The sequence below is a fragment of the Exiguobacterium sp. GL_137 genome (genome assembly GCF_057834585.1).
On sequence record NZ_CM174406.1, the window covers coordinates 1977792 to 1999402 of the forward strand.

Below are 21611 nucleotides of genomic sequence, written 5' to 3' on the forward strand. Positions count from 1 at the left end.
CATGTATTTTCTCTAGAAAGGTGGTGGCTGCGTTTTGAATCGAAAACTCTCGATTTTTTCAGCATTTGTCACATTCACGATGATGATCGTTCTTCTCATGGGGGGGACCGTCACGAAAACAGATTCCGGAAACGGATGCGGGACCGATTGGCCGCTCTGTCACGGAGAATTGATTCCAACTAATCCAAGTGTCGAAACGATGATTGAGTATAGTCACCGCGCAGTAACAGGAGTCGTCGGTTTATTGATCATCGCCTTGTGTCTTTGGACACTTGTCGCTTTCAAAGATCGCCTGGATATCAAGATTTTCGCTTTCCTGGCCTTCATTTTCATGTTGATTCAATCCATCGTCGGTGCAGGTGCCGTCGTTTGGCAACAGTCGGATCTCGTCATGGCACTCCATTTTGGAATCTCATTGATTTCTTTTGCTTCCTTACTTATCTTGACGATCTTGATTATGGAGCGTCCCGGTCAAGAATTCAGGGAATCGGTCCCAGCGTTCTTGCGTAAACTGTTGTACGGCTTATTGATCTATACGTTAATCGTCGTTTACACCGGAGCGTTCGTCCGCCATGTCGGTGCGACGTATGCCTGCGTCGGCTGGCCGGTCTGTTCGCAACCGACGATGACGTTCGAAGCGTGGGTTCAAATGATTCACCGGATTTTGGCCGGTCTGTTGTTCTTCTATACGCTGTTCGTTCACTACACGGCGATTCGCCTGAAACACCGGACCTCGCGTACCGGTATGTTGTTCGCAACCTTCTTTATCTCTTGTCAGGTTGCAACCGGTGCCTGGATCGTTCTTGGTGGACATGCCACGTACGTTCCGTTATTACACGCATTCTTGATCACATGCTATTTCGGAGTCATCTCTTACCTCGCCTACCATGCATTCCGGACGCGAAAAGACGATTCCCGGTTACGCTGATTAGACTTTCAACTAAAAAACAGGGAGAGGATTTAATCCTCCTCCCTGTTTTTTTTGCACGTTTTATTTGAAACGGGCAATCGCTCGTTTTCGGGCCATGTCATGCTCGACAATCGGCATCGGATAATCGTAATCTTGTCGTTGTTGTTCCGTTGGCTCATGAATCGATGTTTTAGGTAAATCCTTGAGTTCCGGCAAATAGTGGCGGATAAAGGTTCCATCCTTATCAAATTTCTTCGACTGAGTCGTCGGATTGAAGACTCGGAAATAAGGAACAGCATCCGTCCCGACCGACGCCGCCCATTGCCACCCGCCAATGTTAGACGCGGCTTCATAATCAACCAGTTTTTTTTGGAAATACCGCTCCCCTTTTTGCCAATCGACCAGTAAGTCCTTTGTCAAAAAGGACGCGACAATCATCCGCAGACGGTTATGCATCCACCCCGTCGTGTTGAGCTGTCGCATGGCCGCATCGACAATCGGATAGCCCGTTTTCCCTTCTGTCCAGGCTTTAAAGCCCGCCTCATCTGTTTCCCATTCAACCTTCGTATACTGCTCGTTGACCGGCAGTCGTTTGGACTCCGGATAATGCATCAAAATCGTGTAATAAAATTCCCGCCAAATCAATTCTGTCAGATACGTTTGTTTTCCCTTCGAACCTTCCTCCTGATTGACGGCTTCATAGATTGTCCGAATTCCGATTTCACCGGTCCGCAGGTAACGGGACATCAGACTTGTTCCGTCGACCGCCGGCAGATCCCGTTGCTCGTCATAAGAAGACAGATTGTTTTTGATGAATGCCTGCAATCGTTTCGTCGCCTGTTCTTCCCCTACACCAAAGTCAGCCTCCGATGCCGCCTGTTTAAAGTAATCCAACATAAATGCATTGTTTTGACGTCGTGTATGATAACGTTCTTTCAGGAGATCCAGATTGACCGGATACGGCTTACTGATATCTTTCTTCAAAAAAGTATTTTTATATGGTGTAAACACTTTATAATAGGAACCGTCATTTTTTTTGACGGCATGTGGATGAAGCAGATGACGGTCAAGTAGACGTTCCGACTTTTTGTCACCCCGCTTTTTCATAATCCCGTCGTCACGACTCTTAAACGGTTCTACATATTCAGCGTTAAACAATAAGACATCTGCCATATCTGTCGCCTCGAGAAAATCTTTTTCCTGCCCTTCGATGAATCGAATCGGCATCCCGTGTGTTTTACAGTTTTTTGCGAAGTGTTCGAGTGCCTGAAAGAAATATTGTTGCCTCGCATCATACTCTCCGATATAGTCTGGGTTCACCCAAAAAACGAACTCGACGTTTGCCTGTTCATCCTTTTCTAGATAGTCGACCGCTTGTGCCAACATGTGATTGTCCTCGATTCGAAAATCACTTCGAATCCAGCAGATGATGTTCATATTCGTGCCTCCCTAAAATAATGATGAACGAAAAGCAGGCAATCCGCCATGCGTTTTGCCTGCTTTCGTCATACTGTATTTATGCCGATTTACGTTTCGTGTGTTAAATGAATTCAATCAATAAGTCTTGACTCGCGATAGCTTCGCCTTCTTTGACGTGGACCGACTTGATCTCACCGTCTTCAGGTGCTTGAATCGTCGTCTCCATTTTCATTGCTTCCGTTACAAGCAACTGCTCTCCCTTACGAACCCGCGTTCCAGGCTCAACTAAGACTTTCAAGACGCTACCCGGCATAGACGCACCAATCTGTTTCGGATTCGAACGATCGGCTTTCGGACGGCTTGATGAGCTTTCTTTAATGCTGATATCTTTTACTTCGACTTCACGCGGCACACCGTTCATCTCGTAGTAGATGACACGGACACCATGATCGTTTGGTTGACCAATTTGAATCAACTTCAAATACAACGTTTTTCCGCGCTCGATTTCGACCTCGATCGTTTCCCCAAGACGCATGCCGTGGAAGAACGTGCTCGTATCGAGAACTGAAATATCACCATATCGTGCAACGTACGAACTGTAATCGAGGAATACCTTCGGATACAAAGCGTATGCCAAGGCATCAAACTCCGTCACCGGACGTTCCAGTTTTTCGAACAGTTCATGCTTGATGGCATCAAAATTGAGTGGCTCCATCATTTTTCCAGGACGCTCCGTCAGCGGCTCGACGCCTTTGAGGATTGCCGCCTGGACTTGTTTCGGGAAACCGTCTGGTGGCGTCCCAAGCTCCCCTTTCATCAATTCGACGACAGAATCCGGGAAATCGAGATTGCTGGCACGTTCCAGTACATCTTCTTCCGTCAAATGATGCTGGACCATGAATAAAGCCATATCGCCGACGACTTTTGAAGATGGTGTAACTTTAACGATGTCACCGAACAGCATGTTGACACGGGCATACATCGTTTTAACTTCAGACCAACGATCCGCGAGACCGACAGCTTTTGCTTGTTGTTGAAGATTTGAGTACTGACCACCCGGCATCTCGTGATCATAGACTGTCGGATTCGGAGCTAACATATCAAGTTCAAACGCTTGATAAAGATGGCGTACATCCTGCCAATAGTCCGACACTTGTTCGAATTTTTGGACAGATACGAGCGGCTGACGTTTATGACCGCTTAATGCATGAATCAAACTTCCTCCGGCAGGCTGACTTGTCAGACCGGCCATACTTGAAGCAGCGACATCCACGATATCGACTCCGGCATCGACAGCCCGGGCATACGTGTAAATTCCGTTTCCGCTTGCATCATGCGTATGCAGATGAATCGGCAAATCAACAGCATCTTTTAATGCTGAGACCAAAGCATAAGCGGCTTCCGGTTTCAGTAATCCTGCCATATCCTTGATGGCAATGATATGAGCACCACTCGCTTCGAGCTGTTTCGCCAGCTTGACGTAATACGGTAGATGATATTTCGGACGGTTCGCATCGAACAAGTCGCCTGTATAACAAACTGCTGCTTCGGCGATTTTTCCCGTCGGCAAGACAGCATCGATCGCAAGCTGAATGGATTCCGGATTGTTTAAGCTGTCGAAGATTCGGAACACATCGACACCTGCTTGGGCTGCTTCTTTTACGAAGGCATGAATGACATTGTCCGGATAGTTTTTATAACCGACTGCATTGGCTCCGCGTAACAACATCTGAATCAAAACATTCGGCATTTTTTCGCGTAATTGCATCAAACGGACCCACGGATCTTCTGACAGGAACCGGTATGCCACATCAAATGTTGCTCCACCCCAAGCTTCCACTGAGAAGAGTTCCGGTAACAGTTTAGCTTCCGCTTCCGCGATGGCGATTAAATCCTTCGTCCGCATCCGCGTCGCAAGTAACGACTGGTGGGCATCCCGGAATGTCGTATCCGTCAATTGGACGCGTTCTTGTGCTTTTAGCCAGTTGATGACACCAAATGGTCCTTCCGCGTCAAGAATCGCTTTAGCTCCTGCTTGATAGTCGGCAGGCAGATCTTTTGGAATCCGGACGTCACGGGCAATCGGTTTTTCGATTTTTCCGATTCCGGGGAAACCGTTGACAGATACTTCTCCAATATACGTCAGCAGCTTCGTTCCACGGTCTTGTCGTTTCGGGAAGATGAACAATTCTTTTGTATCATCGATGAACGACGTATTGTAATCACCGCTGATAAACGCATGGTGTTTCAATACATTACTTAAGAATGGAATATTGGTTTTAATGCCACGGATTCGGAATTCGCTTAAGTTCCGGCTCATTTTTGCAACGGCTTGATCATAGGTTAAGCCGTGTGTCGAAATCTTAACGAGTAAAGAATCGTAATAAGGTGAAATCTCAGCACCGACATAGGCATTTCCACCGTCGAGACGAACACCAAAACCGCCTGGTGAACGGTAGGCCTTGATTTTGCCCGTATCCGGCAAGAAGCCGTTTTCCGGATCTTCTGATGTAATCCGGCTTTGGATGGCGAAACCTAACATTTGAATCTCTTCTTGTGCAGGAATACCCACTAATTTACTATGTAGTGATTCCCCTTCCGCGACTCGGATTTGTGTCTGAACGATATCAATCCCGGTAATCATTTCCGTAATCGTATGTTCAACCTGAACACGCGGATTGACTTCGATGAAATAGAATGATTCGTCTTGTGTCACCAAAAATTCAACCGTTCCGGCATTTTCATAACCGACGTGCTTCATCAATGTGACAGCTGCATCACAAATCTTTTGGCGCCCCTCATCTGATAACGTGACACATGGCGCGACTTCGACAACTTTTTGGTGTCGGCGTTGCACTGAACAATCACGTTCGAACAAATGAACGATGTTGCCATGGGCATCTCCAATGATTTGAACTTCAATATGTTTTGGACGTTCAATCAATTTCTCAACGTATATTTCGTCTGAGCCGAATGCTTTTAAGGCTTCCGATTTTGCCCGTTCAATCATGTCCGGTAACTCTTCTTCGGTCCGGACGACACGCATACCGCGTCCACCGCCGCCTAAAGAAGCTTTGACCATCAATGGATAACCGGCCTTTTCAGCAAAAGCATACGCTTCATCAATTGATGTAATCGGACCATCCGTACCCGGAATAACAGGTAAACCGGCTTCAATGGCCGTCGTCCGCGCACGGACTTTATCGCCAAAACTGTAGAGATGTTCTTCTCGGGGACCGATGAAAATAATGCCTTCTTCGCGGCATCGTGTAGCGAGTTCAATATTTTCTGATAAAAAACCGTACCCGGGATGGATTGCATCACATTCCGCTTTCTTCGCAGTCTCGATGATTCCTTCGATATCAAGATACGCTTCAATCGGCTTTTTCCCCTCGCCAATCCGGTATGCTTCATCTGCTTTATACCGGTGAAGCGATCCCTTATCTTCTCGTGAATAAATAGCGACTGTCCGAATCCCAAGTTCGGTTGCCGCACGGAATACGCGAATCGCGATTTCTCCGCGGTTGGCGACAAGAATCTTTTTGATTTTAGTCAACTGATGCTCCCCCTTTAGGTAATGAACTCGTAGCACTCATCTTTCGTGCTTCCTGTACTTCTTTATGATACGCTATCCGGTGCTTGTTTTGCATCGAAATATTTGCCACGACACCAAGCATCGTACTCATGACGAGAAGCGAAGACCCGCCGTAACTGATGAACGGTAACGTCACACCGGTCCCCGGAAACAGACCGGACATCGCTCCGATATTGATGCCGGTTTGAATAAAGATGATGGACGAAATGCCGAATGCCACCATGCTCGAGTAGATGGAAGCCGATTGCCGGGCAATGAGCGCACCTTGCCACATTAAAAAGAACAACAACCCCAGCACAATCAGGACTCCGACGAATCCGAGTTCTTCCGAGATAATCGACATGATATAATCGGTCTCCGGTTCCGGCAGATAACCGTACTTTTGAAAGCTATTCCCTAAACCAACTCCAAAGAATCCTCCGTGGGCAATCGAGATGACCGAATTGATCAATTGATACCCTTTTCCTTCCGCATCCAGAAAGGGATTGAAGATGGCATTGATTCGTTCCATCTGATTGGCGGAAAAATTGTTCCAGGCATACAGAGCGGCTCCTGCTGCGAATACAATGGCAACAGCGATATAGCCGCGCGGTAATCCGACTGCAAACCAAATCATCGCCGTAATTAAGAGTAAAATGAATAATCCGCCATCATCCGGTTGCATCCGGATAATCATGGCATAAGGGGCGAGCAACACGATGAACGGAATCAAAATCCAGTCCGTGAAACTGAGCAAAATCCGCTTGCCGGATGAATCCGGTGCGATTTGACGATGAATGAAGTGGTGGACGATTCCAATCACACCATTCATCTGCCCTTTATGTTTTTGATCAAAATAGTTGGCAAGACCGATGACGAGAACAAATTTACACAGCTCGATCGGCTGAATCAAGAAAATCCCGAAATTCAACCAGGCACGCGCCCCGTTCAACGGTGTAGCAAACAGCGTTGCCGTCAACATACCGAACGTGATGACATATAAAGCCAACCGTACCAATGGTCCTCGGAAAATCTCATGATTCAGATGGGCGACAAACAAGAAGATAGCAATCGCCATCACATCAAACATCAATTGTTTCTCAAAAAATGAGGTGTTTGCGTAATCGCCACCGTTCCAGACACTGGCACTGTAAACCATCACCGTGCTGATCGCCATCAGAATCAGCATCGTGAAGAAGAGGCGATAATCAAAAAACGCACGTTTTTCCTTAAACTTCGATTGCATTATGTACACGTCCTTTTTCTAATTCCTAGTTCTAAAAAAAAATACCCAAACGCCGCATTTCACGTTTGAGTAGAAAATCAGCACGTCTCCGCATCATGTAAATCAGATAATTGCTGTTCTAATGAGTCGAGTAATTGTTTTCCTTCACTCGCATCAATCAGTTCGAGACGAACGGCAAAATCAATTTGGCGTGACAATCCGAACATTTGTGTATCCAATACTTCCTCATACAGAGGACATTGTGGCATCGTTAAATTCGCAAGCTGGACCTCGATCAACCGGCGGATTTTATGGGCATCCGCTTCTAGTAGCTCAAGAGCGCGCTGGCGATGAACTGTCCCGATTTCAGTTGACAATCCAATCCCTCCTCATCAAATGACGCGTTCCTGTTATAGCTAAACTTTACCTTACTTTCGCCAACAATTCAACGTTTCGGTATAATGGATTTGCACGACTCATACATTTAGGGGGAATAATGATGATTTTTCCGATTACAGGTAACGTCCGCTATCCACTGACGATCGACCCAACGGTTTGGATCTTCGATGAACGGAAGATTGAAGTCGACCACATTGGGAAAGAAGTCGGAGATAACGCACAAGAAGCTTATTATGCCAAGATGGGGGCCGCTTGGGATAAAGGAATTACGGAAGGCAGCCGGACTGACCATAACAAACCGATGACGCGCGAAGAAAAAGATGCCGCCTTGCGCGGGTCATTTGCCATGCCGCTTGCACCGTTCATTCAAAATGCCGAGCCGTTCGAAGGCGCAGCCGCTTTACGGTTCGAAGGAACGGAAACGGTTGAACTTGATCTGAATACGTTACCGGAACTGTACTTACAGTTTTCAAAAGACGGAAAAGTGTTAAGCGATGGTCCTGTCCATCTGCTTTACCGTGATCAAATCGTCCGCTCTGTGACTCTTATAACTGTAGTATGATCTAAAAAAAGATATAAAAAGCCGCTTCTGTGCCTTCTTAACGTGAAGGAAACAGAAACGGCTTTTTTGTCGCGTTTGCTTAGAGTAAGTCTGCTGCCAAGCGGGCCAGGCTTGACCGCTCGCCTTTAACGAGTTTGACATGCCCCGTCATCTTTTCACCTTTCAATCGTTCGACTGCATAAGACAACCCGTTCGAATACTCATCCAAATACGGATGGTCGATTTGTTGGGGGTCGCCGACTAAGACAATTTTAGAATTTTCACCGACACGGGTCAAAATCGTTTTCACTTCATGTTTCGTCAGATTCTGTGCTTCATCGATGATGATGAATTGCCCCGGCATACTCCGTCCTCTGATATAGGTCAGGGCTTCCAGTTGAATCGATTTCATCCCTGCCAAAATGTTTCCTAGTTCGTCACCGGAACTCGTGTTGAACAAATGTTCCAAGTTATCATAAATCGGCTGCATCCAAGGCCGGAGTTTTTCTTCCATCTCCCCCGGTAAATATCCGATATCATTGCCCATCGGCACAACCGGCCGCGCAACTACCAATTTCTTATACCGGTGTTCATCTTCGACCTGCAATAACCCCGCCGCGAGTGCCAGTAATGTTTTTCCGGTTCCCGCTTTCCCGACGAGTGTGACAAGTGGAACGTCATCCCGAAGCAACAGTTCAAATGCCATTCGCTGTTGGACGTTTCGCGGAACGACACCCCAGACTTGATCGATGTCGAGTGATAGTGCCCGAATAATCGGCATTTCTTGATCGACGACGGCAATGGCAGATGCTTTCGACACATTACTCTTTAAAATGACGAATTGATTCGGATGCACTTTTTCCGGAAGAACATCGACTGACAATCGTTTATCTTGATAAAAAGAATCGATGTATTCTTGATCAACGACCAGTTCAACAAAACCCGTATATAGTCCTGTCAGGTCAGCGATATGATCCGTCAAGTAATCTTCTGCGACTAACCCATACGCATCCGCTTTCACCCGGACTAAAATATCTTTCGAGACCAGGATGACATCCCGCCCGCTTTGTTGTTCTTTTTGTTCCCGATGAATCGACCAGGCCAGTTCAAGAATCTTGTTGTCGTTTGATTCATGCGTGAACGGTGAAACTTCACTGATGGAATCTCCGATATCAACCCGTAGAATCCCTCCATTCCCGAGCGGAACACCGGCATGGAGATGTCCGGTTTCCCGTAATTGATCAAGAATCCGCGCCGTTTCCCGTGCATTTCGTCCGACTTCATCCATATTCCGTTTTTTCCCATCCAATTCTTCTAAGACAATGGCCGGAATCACGACATCGTGCTCCTGGAATTGAAACAGAGACAACGGATCATGTAGCATGACATTGGTATCGAGCACATATATTTTTTTCATTCCATCGTTCGCTCCTTTAGAGTCGAGTTTTGATGAATGTTATCCTTTTAAAATATCCTGAATTTGTTGATCAAGTTTCAGAGCTGCTGCTTCATCATACGTTTTATGAACACGCGGCCGGTCCGACACGGCGGCCCCGTAGAATAAGATATCGCGGACTTCTTGAATCTGTCCTTCATACAACGCTACCTGTAAAGGTAATCGATTGTTCGTTTCCCAGGCTGCGACATCCGTACACGTTAAACTGTACGTTGATTGATCGGCAAAGAAAATAAGTGTAAAAACGGGATGATCAGCTAACGTTTTGACAAGTAACGAATCCGCTTCAATCGCAAAACGAATCGTTGTTTCATCTTTTGCGTACACCCAACTGATGGCATGTGTAATCGGCCAGCTTTTGCTCTGATCATGTGTGATTAAAAACACGAGTGGTAAATCTGTTAATGCCTTCATCTGCTGTTCACTCAGACGATGTTCCACTTTATTTGCCATGATACCACCCCCTCCGTTCCTTATTTTATTACTATTCGATATCGAATAAACGCATCCCTTTTTCAAGTTGAATAATTCTTAAATATGATATACTAAGAAAAAAAGGAGGACCTACCATGCGTGTTAAATGCACCATCTGCGATAAACGAGAAACCATCGACGACTGGTCCTTCACAGCCAAAAGATTGCGAAACAAACCAGTGCGCGTCTACATATGCGATGAATGCCATGAACGTATCACAAAGCGGACCGTTGCGCGGCAAGAAACAGGACAGTTCAACCTCTATCCGACCTGGGCGACAACTAAAAAAAGATGGTAAAAACTACTTTGGTTTTCAAAGTAGTTTTTTTACGGTTCGAGACGAACTAGGACATCATCTTCATCCGACGGATTTCCTCGTCCATCGCTATTGTTCGTGACGTAATACAGGTGTTGTCCATCCGTCATCACGTCCCGGATACGCCCCTGGTCCGTTACGAGTTGTTCCACTTTAGAGGTCGACGTTTCAATTGACCGGAGGCTCTGACCGACCAGCGTTCCAAAATACAACTTCCCCCCCTGTTCTGCTATTCCGCTCGGTGCAACTGAATTTTCACCCACTTCGTACCAAGGCGTTACTAATCCTTGCTGTTTTTCCGTTCCTTCAATCAATGGCCAACCATAGTTTTTTTGTTCAATCCGGTTGATTTCATCATGACCGCTCTGACCGTGTTCCGTTGCATACAATGTTTGATCGACAAAAACCAACCCTTGTGGATTACGATGACCGTAACTGTAGACGTATTCTCTTAAATTCCCCTTCGCCGGGCTGCCGTCGAGGTTCATACGGAGAATTTTTCCGGATAAAGAAGATAGTTTTTGAGCGTTTTCGGGGACTGCCGCGTCACCTGCCGTCACATATAATAATCCATCCGGTCCGATTTCAATTCGACCGCCATTATGAATCGATGCACCTGGAATCTCATCAAGTAACACGCGTTGCTCTTTCCACGATTCGTTCTCTTCCGTGATTTCAATGACTCGATTCCAAAGTGCACCCTCTTTCTCATACGTATGATAGACATACGCTATTCGGTTCTTTTGGAAGTCTGGATCAAGCGCCATCCCAAGCAGTCCGCCCTCCCCTTCTGCAACGACCGGTTCGGTCAATTCGAGCTCCATCCGGCTATACTTCCCTTCTGTTCCTTTGACGATTGTCCCTTCCCGTTCTGTAATATAAAAGGTCTGTTTGTTTTTTTCAATATTCCACGGTATCTTTAAATTTTTGAAAATGATATTACTTTCGACCGGCTCAGATGTTTTCGGAACCGATTTCGATGGATCTTCGGTCGTGGTTTCTGAACATCCGGCTAAAACAACAGCAAGACTGCACGGGATGCTCCATTTTCGGTTGATCATATCTATCACCTCTTGCTATTTTTTTCCCGAACCTGTCGTAAACTATTCCTGGAATCGAACACGGAACGCATTTCCCTTCATTTCACACAAAAAAGTCCCGTCTCCAAAAGGAAACGGAACTTTTTTATGTTGATTTACAATCAAGAAGCGGTTCGTTCTCGCTCACGTTTGACCATCCACATCCGGAATCGGTAAATTCCGAGAATGACAACCATAGCAAGCAATACTTCAGGGATCGGCCATGTCCAAAAGACAAGTGTTAAAGCGGCAGAGAACACCGCGAGCAACAAGTAGACGATCAGTGATTTCCACCAGGCTAACTCTTTCGCAAATCCTAATTTAAAAACGATTAACGTCAAGATGACGACCGTAATCATCAGTGCATTGAAGCCGGCACTCAAGTTATTCGGATCACTTCCCACACCAAGCAACTTCGCAACGGCGGGAATATCAAATTTCGAGAAATCAGAAGCAACGGCAGGTTGTGCAGTCATTGCCAGTCCCCCTTACGTGTTAAGAGCTCAGTCTTTACCAAGACGACGACGCTTGTCTTGTTTTTCACGTTCGTTTTTGTTTAATACTTGTTTCCGAAGACGAACTGATTGCGGTGTGATCTCACAGTACTCATCTTCATTCAAGAATGTTAATGATTCTTCAAGTGAGAAGACACGTGGACGTTTAAGAACGTTTGTTGTATCTTTCGCAGATGCACGCATGTTCGTCAATTGTTTCGCTTTAACAACGTTAACAGCGAGGTCGACGTCACGGTTACATTCACCGATGATCATTCCTTCGTAAACTTCAAGGCCTGGCTCGATGAAGATCGTTCCGCGGTCTTCAAGTGCAGAAATCGCATATGCAGTCGCTTTACCAGCTTCGATTGAGACCATAACACCACTGCGGCGTCCACCGATATCCGCGTTGATGAACGGACGGTATTCTTCGAATGTATGGTTCATGATTCCGTATCCGCGTGTTGCAGATAAGAATTCATTCCGGTATCCGATCAATCCACGTGAAGGAACGATGAATTCCATTTTTGTTTGTCCGTTATCCATTGTTTGCATGTTCGTCAGTTCACCTTTACGGAGACCGATCGATTCCATGACGCCACCTGTGTACTCTTCAGGTGTATCAATGACAACGCGCTCAAACGGCTCAACTTTAACGCCGTCTTCAACTTTGATGATTACCTGCGGTTTAGATACTTGAATTTCGTATCCTTCACGACGCATGTTTTCAATCAAAATCCCGAGGTGAAGTTCACCACGGCCAGAAACGATCCAGCGGTCTGGTGAATCTGTGTTTTCGATACGGAGTGAAACGTCTGTTTCAAGCTCTTTTTCAAGACGCTCTTCGATTTTACGCGAAGTGACGAGGTCACCTTCACGACCAGCGAATGGCGAGTTGTTGACGATGAACGTCATTTGAAGAGTCGGCTCATCAATGCGAAGTAATGGGAGTGGATCGACGTGTGAAGTCGGGCAAACCGTTTCACCGACGTTGATATCTTCCATACCTGCAATTGCAATCAAATCTCCAGCTTTTGCAGCTTCGATTTCAACGCGTTTCAGACCAAAGTATCCGAATAATTTCGTAACACGGAAGTTTTTGATTGATCCATCAAGTTTAGAAAGCGAAACGCTGTCTCCAACTTTGATTTCTCCACGGAAGACGCGTCCTACTCCGATACGTCCAAGATAGTTATCGTAGTCGAGCATTGTAACTTGGAATTGTAAAGGATCCATGCTGTTGTCAACAGGAGCCGGAGTGTGTTCAAGAATTAAATCAAGTACGTTTGTAATTGTGTCTTCTTGATTTTCAAGTTCAGGGTCAAATGAACTTGAGCCGTTGACTGCCGATGCATAAACGACTGGGAATTCGAGTTGATCTTCATCTGCTCCAAGATCAATCAAGAGGTCGACGACTTCGTCAACAACTTCGAGTGGACGGACCATCGGCTTGTCAATTTTATTGACGACGACGATTGGCTGGAGACCTTGCTCAAGTGCTTTTTTCAATACGAAACGTGTTTGTGGCATACAGCCTTCACGCGCATCGACAACAAGGATAACGCCGTCAACCATACGCATGATACGTTCTACTTCACCACCGAAATCGGCGTGACCTGGTGTATCCACGATGTTGATGCGTGTATTTTTATAATCAATTGCCGTATTTTTAGCAAGGATCGTGATTCCGCGCTCACGCTCGATATCATTTGAGTCCATTGCGCGTTCTTCGACTAGTTCATTCGCACGGAATGTTCCAGATTGTTTTAAAAGCTCATCGACGAGTGTCGTTTTACCATGGTCAACGTGGGCGATGATCGCGACGTTGCGTAAATCGTTTCTTACTACTGTTGTCATAGGTGTGTACCTCTTTCTGTTCATTTAAATAATCCATTAATACTTTCGGTCAACTTTAAGAGTATAGCACAGGTTGACTGGTAGTTGGCAATCACTTAGATCGAAGATGACAGCGAAAGCCTTTTCATTGCCCTTGATTCACGCTAAACTAAAGACGAGTTCATGTATCGCAAGGGGGAAATGACAAATGCGGATTCTTTTTTTATTGTTAGCCATCATCGCAGTCGGTTCAATGGCTGCCATCGGTATTTTTATTGCGGAACAAAACGTACTCATGATCGTCGTCTCACTTCTTTTGACCATCGGGACAATGGGAGTCGGCTTCGTCTTGAAAGCACGTTTACGTAAACAAGCCTAAACGCCCTCTACGGGCGTTTTATTTTTTCACGTACGTCAACACATCCTCGACGAATTGCCGGCTTCCTGCCAGTACGCTCGTTTGTTCAAGATATGTCATGTCCATTCCCTCGATTGTCCCGACACGTCCGCCAAGTTCTTCAATCAATACTTGTCCACCTGTATAATCCCACGGCATATTTCGCATCGTGATGTAACCATCGACCCGTCCCGCCGCGACCCACGCAAGTTCCAGTGAGGCCGCACCGACAGCCCGAACGCCAACCGCATCCCGGACAAGTGGCGCCAATAAATTAGAATCGATTCGCCGGTTCGCCGTCACCCATGTCGCATTCATACAAATGATGGCTTCTTTGACCGGTCTATCCTGGATTGGTGCGAGTCGAATCCCGTTTTCGTAAGCCCCTTGCCCTTTGATGGCATGAAATAGTTCATCAGCCATCACATCATACACGAATCCGTAACGCAATTCCCCTTCTACCATAATGGCAATCGAAATCGCGAATAAGCGTTTTTGACGGATGAAATTCATCGTCCCATCAATCGGATCGACAAACCAGACCGTTCCTTCCAGTGTATCCGGACGAACGATTCGCCCTTCTTCTCCATACACATGATGATCCGGGTATCGATCCAAGATTCCTTGAATCAATAAATCTTCAACATGTTGGTCAATTTCTGTGACGAGATCACTTTTATTTGTTTTTTCTTCTATATGATACGCTTGATCCATCTTTTGACGAATATATTTGCCCGCCCGTTTGATTAGATCGATCGCATGTAACTCAATCCCTTGCATCCGACTCACCCTTTCCTTCTCCTTCAAACCGTCCTACATTCTCATGATAACAAAAAAAATCAACCAACAAAAATTTCGCTGGTTGATTTTGGGATTATTTTATTATCGTTTATTCTATTTTAAAAGATATCATCTTGTTTACGCTTCAAGACGAACCATCTCTTGGCGGTATTTTTCAAGACGTTCCTTACTGGCACCCATCGCTTCCGTATCACTTGCTACGATTGCATCATGCAATGTCGCAAGTTCATAATCGATTTCAAGGCGCAAAACAGGAATGCGTTTTTCTGCATCTTTTCTTTTGTATGCTTCGATCACTTGTTTCACAGTAACCACACTCCTTCGCGGGATAAAAAACTCAGTTATCAGACAATTGCGACTAATTAGTGGATTGAATCCATAATAGTACGATTTAACTTAGATGTAAAGTATCTATTTTTCAATTTTACAGTTGTACGATATCGTCTTGTATGTAGTATATAACCAGTTTTTGTTTTTTCTAAACAAGCACCCCCTCTTCTGAACGGTCAGAAGAGGGGGTGCTTGACGATACGAATGTCGTTACTTTTTTAAACGCAACAAAGCATCTGTTTGTTTTCTTGCTTGCTGAACAGCCCGGTAGCTCGAACATCCTGTCTCTTCAAAATAAAACTGGTCGAGCTGTTTTTCTTCCGACTTTGAATTGACGATGGTTTTAAAAGCCTGGTAGGCATTCAAAAAGACCATTCGATCGATTCCTTTTTCGTAAGCCTCTTCGACCATATTAAAAAATTGGATGACTGTTACGATTTCGTCCGTAGACCAGTCCGGATTAATCGGATAATTGACCGCCATTGTGACACTTCCTTTCTTGACGCTTCCTATTTTACAACGAAATCGAACATAAAACAGTTGCAACCTTATGAAAAATTGTTATAGTTAGCTTGTTTGATTGTTTTTTTATTCGGTTTTAAGGGGGGAAATCTGGTGCAAACAAAAAGCTTAACACAGCTCGATACACCTTTATTCGATGCGCTGCTGGCGCACGCGAAACGTCAACCAATTCAATTTCATATTCCCGGTCATAAAAATGGCCAAGGAATGGATCCTGCTTTTCGATCATTTATCGGTCAAAATGCGCTCGATATCGATTTAATCAATATCGCGCCGCTCGATGATTTACATCATCCAAAAGGAATCATCAAGGATGCTCATCAATTAGCAGCCCAAGCTTTTCATGCAGACGAAACATTTTTCTCCGTTCAGGGAACGTCGACCGCCATCATGGCAATGATCATGAGCGTCGTCGGTCCGGACGATAAAATTTTAGTTCCCCGGAACGTTCATAAATCGGTCATGTCGGCTATCGTTCTTTCTGGAGCGCACCCGATTTTCATTCACCCCGAGTTTGATGAAATGTTTGGCATCGCTCATGGTATTACGCCAAGTGCCGTCGAGCGTGCTCTCAGTCTTCACCCGGACACGAAAGCGGTCCTCGTCATCAATCCGACATATTTTGGTGTCGCAGGTGACTTAGAGAGCATCGTTACGCTTGCCCATAGTAAAGGGATCCCTGTCCTCGTCGACGAAGCACACGGTGTTCATATTGCGTTTCATGATGATATGCCGCTGTCTGCGATGCAGGCAGGTGCAGATCTCGCTGCGACAAGTGTTCATAAATTAGGAGGATCGCTGACCGGCAGCTCCGTCTTGAATGTACGTCGCGGACTCGTCTCACCGGATAAAGTCCAGGCCGTCCTGTCGATGCTGACGACGACTTCCACTTCCTATCTATTGCTCGCATCACTCGACTGCGCCCGCCGCCATCTGGCGATTAACGGAGAAGCAATGAACCGCCGGGCGCTCGAACTCGCGACACGGATGCGGATGGGACTCGCGAAATTGCCTTATCTCGCCGTGTTTGGTGAATCGGATTTGCATTCAAGTGCGACATTTGCCTTCGATCCGACAAAAGTGTTGATTTCCGTTAAAGGACTTGGTATTTCGGGCCATCTCGTCGAAGAATTTTTACGGGAAGAACACCGGATTGAAGTCGAACTGTCAGACTTAAACAACATCTTGTTGATCATCACTTCTGGTGATTCGGAAGAGACGATTGATGCCTTGCTTGCAGGAATGGCTGATCTTGTAGAGCGTCACCGGGATACGGGATCGAAAACCGCGTCCCACTCGATCGTCTTACCCGATATTCCGGCACTCGCCCTCAGTCCGCGTGATGCTTTTTATGAAGAAACAGAAACGATTCCACTCGCGGATGCTGTCGGTCGGATCTCGGCAGAGTTCATGATGGTCTATCCACCTGGCATTCCGATTTTCATTCCAGGTGAAATGATTACGACAGACAATTTGGCGTATATCAAAGAAAATATCGAAGCCGGTCTACCCGTTCAAGGACTCGAAGATCATACGCTCGAGACAATCAAAGTCATTCAACAATCGAACGCGATTCGTTAAAAAACGTGCATTAAAAAAAAGACCGCAACTGCTGAAAAAGCAATTGCGGTCTTTTAGTCTGCCTGTTCATAACTCGGAACATCCGGCAACAGTGTCGCTAAAAATTCCCCTACCGGCTCGGCATCAATGGTCTCGATGCCGAGTAACCGGTATAAAGCGTCTGCATCCAATACATCTGTGTGATCGAGCAATGCAGCGCGCCCGCTCGTGAGACTGACAACTAGCATCTTCCCAAAAAATTGTTTGGTAAAGACGACACCAAAATCGTACCGTGCTTGTTCCGTCGTCACACCGATAAACCTGACTTTATCTGTTTCTGAGACATGATACAGTTCTTCGAGTGGCGATAATTGCGATTCCATCGTGTCTCACCCTTTCTTTTTTATCCTTTTCCTGTTTTAAAGAAAGGTTAAACGAAACAAAAAAACCTTAAGCGGTCGGCTCCCCGCTTAAGGTTTTCTTGATTATTTAATGATGTGGATCGGGCTACCGATTGCAACTTCAGCAGTTTCCATTGCGATTTCACCGAGTGAAGGGTGCGCGTGGATTGTGAGTGCGATATCTTCAGCAGTCATTCCAGACTCGATTGCAAGTCCCATCTCTGCGATCATGTCAGATGCGCCTGTACCAGCGATTTGAGCACCGATCAAGAGACCGTCTGATTTACGTGTGATCATTTTCAAGAAGCCGTCTGGCTCGTTGAGTGCAAGAGCACGTCCGTTTGCAGCGTAAGGGAATTTAGAAGCGAGGTAATCAAGACCTTCTTCTTTTGCTTGCACTTCTGTATAACCGACTGTTGCGAGTTCTGGGTCTGTGAAGACAACCGCAGGAATCGCGCTGTAGTCGAGGTATGCCGGGTGTCCAGCAGCCGCTTCAGCAGCAATTTTTGCTTCGAATGAAGCTTTGTGTGCAAGTGGTGGTCCAGGAACGATGTCCCCGATAGCATAGATGTTTTCGTTCGACGTACGGCACTGATCGTCGATTTCGACGAGTCCACGTTCGCTGACTTTAACTTCTGCCATTTCAAGACCGAGATCAGATGTGTTCGGGCGACGACCAACTGTGACGAGGACGTAGTCCGCTTCGACAGTTTGTGTTTCACCTTTGACTTCAAACGTAACTTTCACGCCTTCTTCTGTCTCTTCAACACTTTGTGCAAGTGCTTCGTTGTGAATCGTGATGTTCCCTTTTTGTTTGAGCTTTTTCTTGACGACTTGTGTCATTGCCGGCTCGAATCCAGAAAGGATATCTTTTGTTCCTTCTAAGATGACAACTTCAGTATCAAAGTTAGCATACGCTGTTCCGAGCTCCATTCCGATGTAGCCGCCGCCGATGACGATGAGTTTTTTCGGAAGTTCAGGAAGGTTCAATGCGCCTGTTGAAGAAAGGACACGTTTTGACCATTTGAAAGCCGGAAGTTCGATTGGAGTCGAACCAGTTGCGATGATACATTTTTTGAATTTGTAAGGTGTAGAAGAATCTTCATTGATGATACGAACTGTATCTTCAGATTGGAAGTAAGCTTCCCCAACGACTGTCTCGACGTTGTTACCTTTAAGAAGGCCACCAACACCGCCAGTCAATTTGTTGACAACAGACTGTTTCCAAGACTGAACTTTTGAAAAGTCGACTGCGACGTTTTCAGATGTGATTCCCATTGAATCTGAACCTTTTGCATGTTGGAAGTTGTGTCCAGCTGTGATCAAGGCTTTTGACGGGATACATCCGACGTTCAAACAAACACCACCGACGTTTTCACGTTCGACGACTGTTACTTTAAGTCCGAGTTGCGCACCGCGGATTGCAGCGACGTAACCACCAGGGCCAGCCCCGATTACGAGTAAATCTGTTTCTTGTGCGAATTCACCTACTACCATTGCTTATCCCTCCATAATGAGAAGTTGTGGGTCATTTAACAAACGTTTAACCAAGTTAAGCGCGTTTTGTGCTGTAGCACCATCGATGAGACGGTGGTCGAAGCTGAATGAAAGAGCAAGTACTGGTGCTGCAACGATTTCGCCGTTTTTGACGACCGCTTTTTCAGCGATACGACCAATACCGAGGATTGCAACTTCTGGGTGGTTGATGACAGGTGTGAACCATTGTCCGCCAGCAGAACCGATGTTTGTGATTGTGATCGATCCGCCTTTCATTTCGTCACCAGAAAGTTTTCCGTCACGTGCTTTACCAGCAAGGTCGTTAATGTTATCTGCTAATCCGAAGATTGATTTACGGTCTGCATCTTTGACGACAGGAACAACAAGACCGTTGTCTGTGTCTGCTGCGATACCGATGTTGAAGTAGTTTTTGTAAACGACTTCTTCGTTCACATCGTCGATCGATGCGTTGATTGCAGGGTATTTCTTAGCCGCTGCTGTCAATGCTTTCACAACGAATGGAAGATACGTTAATTTCGTACCTTGTGCTGCCGCAACTTCTTTGAAGTTTTTACGGAGTGCAACAAGATTCGTAACATCGACTTCATCCATCAATGTAACGTGTGGTGCTGTATGTTTCGAGTTGACCATTGCTTTCGAAATCGCTTTACGGATTCCTTTGATCTTCTCGCGTGTTTCAAGCTCAGGTTGAGCTGCAACATACGGTTTCACTTCAGATTTAGATGCTGAAGCTTGTGCTGCCGGTGCTTTTTCTTCTGCTGCTGGTGCAGTTGAAGATTGTCCACCGTTTGCAAATGCATCGATGTCTTCTTTGACAACGCGACCGTTGTCACCAGAACCTTGAACTTCACGGATGTCGACACCTTTTTCACGTGCATATTTACGCACTGAAGGCATTGCGATAACGCGTTCTGATTTATGGATTTGAACTTCATTCGGTTTGTCTTCGACTTTTTTATCTGTGTCTTGGACGTCTTTTGCATTGTCTGCCGCTTTAGGCTGCTCTGATGCTTCTTCTTCAGAAGGAGCTGAACCTTCGCCTTCCACATCAAACGTGATCAATACGTCACCAACGACGGCTACGACACCCTCGTCGACTTTTACTTCTTTGACTGTGCCATCAACTGGTGACGGAATTTCAACGACTGCTTTATCGTTTTGTACTTCAAGAAGAATGTCATCCTCTTTGACTGTGTCGCCTGCTTTAACGAACCACTTTACGATTTCACCTTCGTGAATACCCTCACCGATATCCGGTAATTTGAATTCAAATAAACCCATTTGAATTAGCCTCCTTTTATTTCACTCTTCTGGTCGATTGTTATCTTTAAAACGGAAGCAAGGAGAGAATTACCTCTCTCCTCTTTTTCCGGTTCACTCTTAGAAATTGTAAACAGTTTTCACTTTTTCAACGATATCTTTGTGGTCCGGAAGCCATGAATCTTCACCTTGTGCGAATGGGAAGATTGTGTCAGGTGCCGTGACACGAAGAATCGGTGCTTCGAGGTCAAGAATTGCGCGCTCTTGAATTTCAGTTGCGACCATTGCAGCCACACCTGCTTGTTTTTGAGCTTCTTGAACAACAACCACACGGTTCGTTTTCTTAACTGATTCAACGATTGTATCGATGTCAATCGGGCTGATTGTCATCAAGTCGATGATTTCAACGCTGATGTTTTCTTTTTCAAGCTCTTCAGCAGCTTTCAATGATGCGTGAACCATTGCACCGTACGTTACGATTGTAACGTCAGTACCTTCACGTTTGATGTCTGCTTTTCCGAGTTCGATCGTGTAATCGCCCTCTGGCACTTCACCGCGGAATGAACGGTACAGTTTCATGTGCTCAAGGAAAACGACTGGATCGTTATCACGGATTGATGCAATCAAAAGACCTTTTGCATCATACGGAGTTGAAGGGATGACGACTTTAAGTCCTGGTGACTGAGCCATTAATCCTTCCAGGTTATCTGCATGAAGCTCAGGTGTTTTAACACCGCCACCAAATGGTGAACGGATTGTGACAGGTGCGCTGTACGTGCCGCCTGAACGGTAACGTAAACGTGCGAGTTGTGCTGCTACAGAATCAAATACTTCGAATACGAAACCGAAGAATTGAATTTCCATGATTGGACGGAAACCAGTTAAGCTGAATCCGACTGCAAGACCACCAATACCAGACTCGGCAAGTGGTGTATCGAAGACACGGTCTTCGCCTAATTCGTCTTGAAGACCTTCTGTCGCACGGAATACCCCACCGTTTTTACCGACGTCTTCACCGAACAAGAGAACTTGCTCGTCGCGTTTCATCTCGACGCGCATTGCGTCAGTGATCGCTTGGATCATCGTCATTTGTGCCAT

Annotated in this window: 21 protein-coding genes; 5 read left to right on the plus strand and 16 right to left on the minus strand. The window is 45.9% G+C overall.

What is annotated here, in order from left to right:
• Positions 1-34 precede the first annotated feature (34 nt).
• Complete coding sequence (locus AC3IRK_RS10500) at positions 35-928, plus strand: COX15/CtaA family protein (RefSeq protein WP_114595409.1); 894 nt, start codon at positions 35-37, stop codon at positions 926-928.
• Positions 929-991: 63 nt separating this feature from the next.
• On the opposite strand, the gene AC3IRK_RS10505 is transcribed toward AC3IRK_RS10500, so the two are convergent.
• The 4 genes from AC3IRK_RS10505 to AC3IRK_RS10520 all read right to left on the minus strand — a co-directional run bounded on the left by AC3IRK_RS10505 (position 992) and on the right by AC3IRK_RS10520 (position 7505).
• The gene (locus AC3IRK_RS10505; RefSeq protein WP_131972472.1) at positions 992-2347 is read right to left on the minus strand and encodes a cryptochrome/photolyase family protein; all 1356 of its coding nucleotides are present in this window, start codon (positions 2345-2347) and stop codon (positions 992-994) included.
• A 103-nt stretch (positions 2348-2450) separates the two neighbouring features.
• Entirely contained in the window at positions 2451-5885 is a 3435-nt protein-coding gene (locus AC3IRK_RS10510) for a pyruvate carboxylase (protein ID WP_489169947.1), read from the minus strand.
• A complete protein-coding gene (locus AC3IRK_RS10515) occupies positions 5878-7149 on the minus strand; it encodes an FtsW/RodA/SpoVE family cell cycle protein (protein WP_188004535.1) in 1272 nt (423 codons plus the stop codon). The genes AC3IRK_RS10510 and AC3IRK_RS10515 overlap by 8 nt, the downstream gene beginning before the upstream one ends.
• Positions 7150-7226: 77 nt before the next feature.
• Positions 7227-7505 carry an Fpa/YlaN family protein gene (locus tag AC3IRK_RS10520; RefSeq protein ID WP_014970798.1) on the minus strand — a complete coding sequence of 93 codons (279 nt, stop codon included), beginning with the start codon at positions 7503-7505 and terminating at the stop codon, positions 7227-7229.
• 122 nt (positions 7506-7627) lie between these two features.
• Between AC3IRK_RS10520 and AC3IRK_RS10525 the strand changes: the two genes are divergently transcribed.
• Positions 7628-8089 carry a hypothetical protein gene (locus AC3IRK_RS10525; protein ID WP_188004536.1) on the plus strand — a complete coding sequence of 154 codons (462 nt, stop codon included), beginning with the start codon at positions 7628-7630 and terminating at the stop codon, positions 8087-8089.
• 79 nt (positions 8090-8168) lie between these two features.
• Here AC3IRK_RS10525 and AC3IRK_RS10530 read toward each other — a convergent pair whose 3' ends face one another.
• Together AC3IRK_RS10530 and AC3IRK_RS10535 are read right to left on the minus strand one after the other, a co-directional pair.
• On the minus strand, positions 8169-9485 hold the full coding sequence (locus AC3IRK_RS10530; RefSeq protein ID WP_131502660.1) for a PhoH family protein: 1317 nt from the start codon (positions 9483-9485) through the stop codon (positions 8169-8171).
• Positions 9486-9524: 39 nt separating this feature from the next.
• A complete protein-coding gene (locus AC3IRK_RS10535) occupies positions 9525-9977 on the minus strand; it encodes a PNPOx family protein (protein WP_131502661.1) in 453 nt (150 codons plus the stop codon).
• A 116-nt stretch (positions 9978-10093) separates the two neighbouring features.
• Here AC3IRK_RS10535 and AC3IRK_RS10540 point away from each other — a divergent pair, with 116 nt between their 5' ends.
• Positions 10094-10297 (plus strand): YlaI family protein, encoded by a 204-nt coding sequence (locus tag AC3IRK_RS10540; RefSeq protein ID WP_131502662.1) that lies wholly within the window; start codon positions 10094-10096, stop codon positions 10295-10297.
• Positions 10298-10326: 29 nt separating this feature from the next.
• Here the strand turns inward: AC3IRK_RS10540 and AC3IRK_RS10545 are convergent, their stop codons facing one another.
• From AC3IRK_RS10545 to typA, 3 genes are all read right to left on the minus strand, one after another.
• Positions 10327-11376, minus strand: a complete 1050-nt coding sequence (locus AC3IRK_RS10545; RefSeq protein WP_131972469.1) for a PQQ-dependent sugar dehydrogenase — start codon at positions 11374-11376, stop codon at positions 10327-10329.
• 140 nt (positions 11377-11516) lie between these two features.
• Complete coding sequence (locus AC3IRK_RS10550) at positions 11517-11870, minus strand: YlaH-like family protein (RefSeq protein WP_012370870.1); 354 nt, start codon at positions 11868-11870, stop codon at positions 11517-11519.
• 27 nt (positions 11871-11897) lie between these two features.
• Positions 11898-13745 carry a translational GTPase TypA gene (gene typA, locus AC3IRK_RS10555; protein WP_014970803.1) on the minus strand — a complete coding sequence of 616 codons (1848 nt, stop codon included), beginning with the start codon at positions 13743-13745 and terminating at the stop codon, positions 11898-11900.
• Positions 13746-13932: 187 nt separating this feature from the next.
• On the opposite strand from typA, the gene AC3IRK_RS10560 reads away from it, so the two are divergent.
• Complete coding sequence (locus tag AC3IRK_RS10560; protein ID WP_012370872.1) at positions 13933-14103, plus strand: DUF5325 family protein; 171 nt, start codon at positions 13933-13935, stop codon at positions 14101-14103.
• 18 nt (positions 14104-14121) lie between these two features.
• Here AC3IRK_RS10560 and AC3IRK_RS10565 read toward each other — a convergent pair whose 3' ends face one another.
• The 3 genes from AC3IRK_RS10565 to AC3IRK_RS10575 all read right to left on the minus strand — a co-directional run bounded on the left by AC3IRK_RS10565 (position 14122) and on the right by AC3IRK_RS10575 (position 15735).
• Positions 14122-14901, minus strand: a complete 780-nt coding sequence (locus AC3IRK_RS10565) for an inositol monophosphatase family protein (protein WP_131502810.1) — start codon at positions 14899-14901, stop codon at positions 14122-14124.
• Between the two features lie 138 nt (positions 14902-15039).
• The gene (locus AC3IRK_RS10570) at positions 15040-15228 is read right to left on the minus strand and encodes a hypothetical protein (RefSeq protein ID WP_012370874.1); all 189 of its coding nucleotides are present in this window, start codon (positions 15226-15228) and stop codon (positions 15040-15042) included.
• 234 nt (positions 15229-15462) lie between these two features.
• Complete coding sequence (locus AC3IRK_RS10575; protein ID WP_131502664.1) at positions 15463-15735, minus strand: UPF0223 family protein; 273 nt, start codon at positions 15733-15735, stop codon at positions 15463-15465.
• A 132-nt stretch (positions 15736-15867) separates the two neighbouring features.
• Between AC3IRK_RS10575 and AC3IRK_RS10580 the strand changes: the two genes are divergently transcribed.
• Positions 15868-17355, plus strand: coding sequence for an aminotransferase class I/II-fold pyridoxal phosphate-dependent enzyme (locus AC3IRK_RS10580; protein ID WP_114595399.1), 1488 nt, complete (start codon positions 15868-15870; stop codon positions 17353-17355).
• 53 nt (positions 17356-17408) lie between these two features.
• Here the strand turns inward: AC3IRK_RS10580 and AC3IRK_RS10585 are convergent, their stop codons facing one another.
• The 4 genes from AC3IRK_RS10585 to AC3IRK_RS10600 form a co-directional block, all read right to left on the minus strand.
• Positions 17409-17717 carry an SAV0927 family protein gene (locus tag AC3IRK_RS10585; RefSeq protein ID WP_131502665.1) on the minus strand — a complete coding sequence of 103 codons (309 nt, stop codon included), beginning with the start codon at positions 17715-17717 and terminating at the stop codon, positions 17409-17411.
• A 102-nt stretch (positions 17718-17819) separates the two neighbouring features.
• The gene (gene lpdA / locus AC3IRK_RS10590; RefSeq protein WP_489169948.1) at positions 17820-19232 is read right to left on the minus strand and encodes a dihydrolipoyl dehydrogenase; all 1413 of its coding nucleotides are present in this window, start codon (positions 19230-19232) and stop codon (positions 17820-17822) included.
• 3 nt (positions 19233-19235) lie between these two features.
• The gene (locus tag AC3IRK_RS10595) at positions 19236-20534 is read right to left on the minus strand and encodes a dihydrolipoamide acetyltransferase family protein (RefSeq protein WP_131502666.1); all 1299 of its coding nucleotides are present in this window, start codon (positions 20532-20534) and stop codon (positions 19236-19238) included.
• A 99-nt stretch (positions 20535-20633) separates the two neighbouring features.
• Complete coding sequence (locus tag AC3IRK_RS10600) at positions 20634-21611, minus strand: alpha-ketoacid dehydrogenase subunit beta (protein ID WP_131502667.1); 978 nt, start codon at positions 21609-21611, stop codon at positions 20634-20636.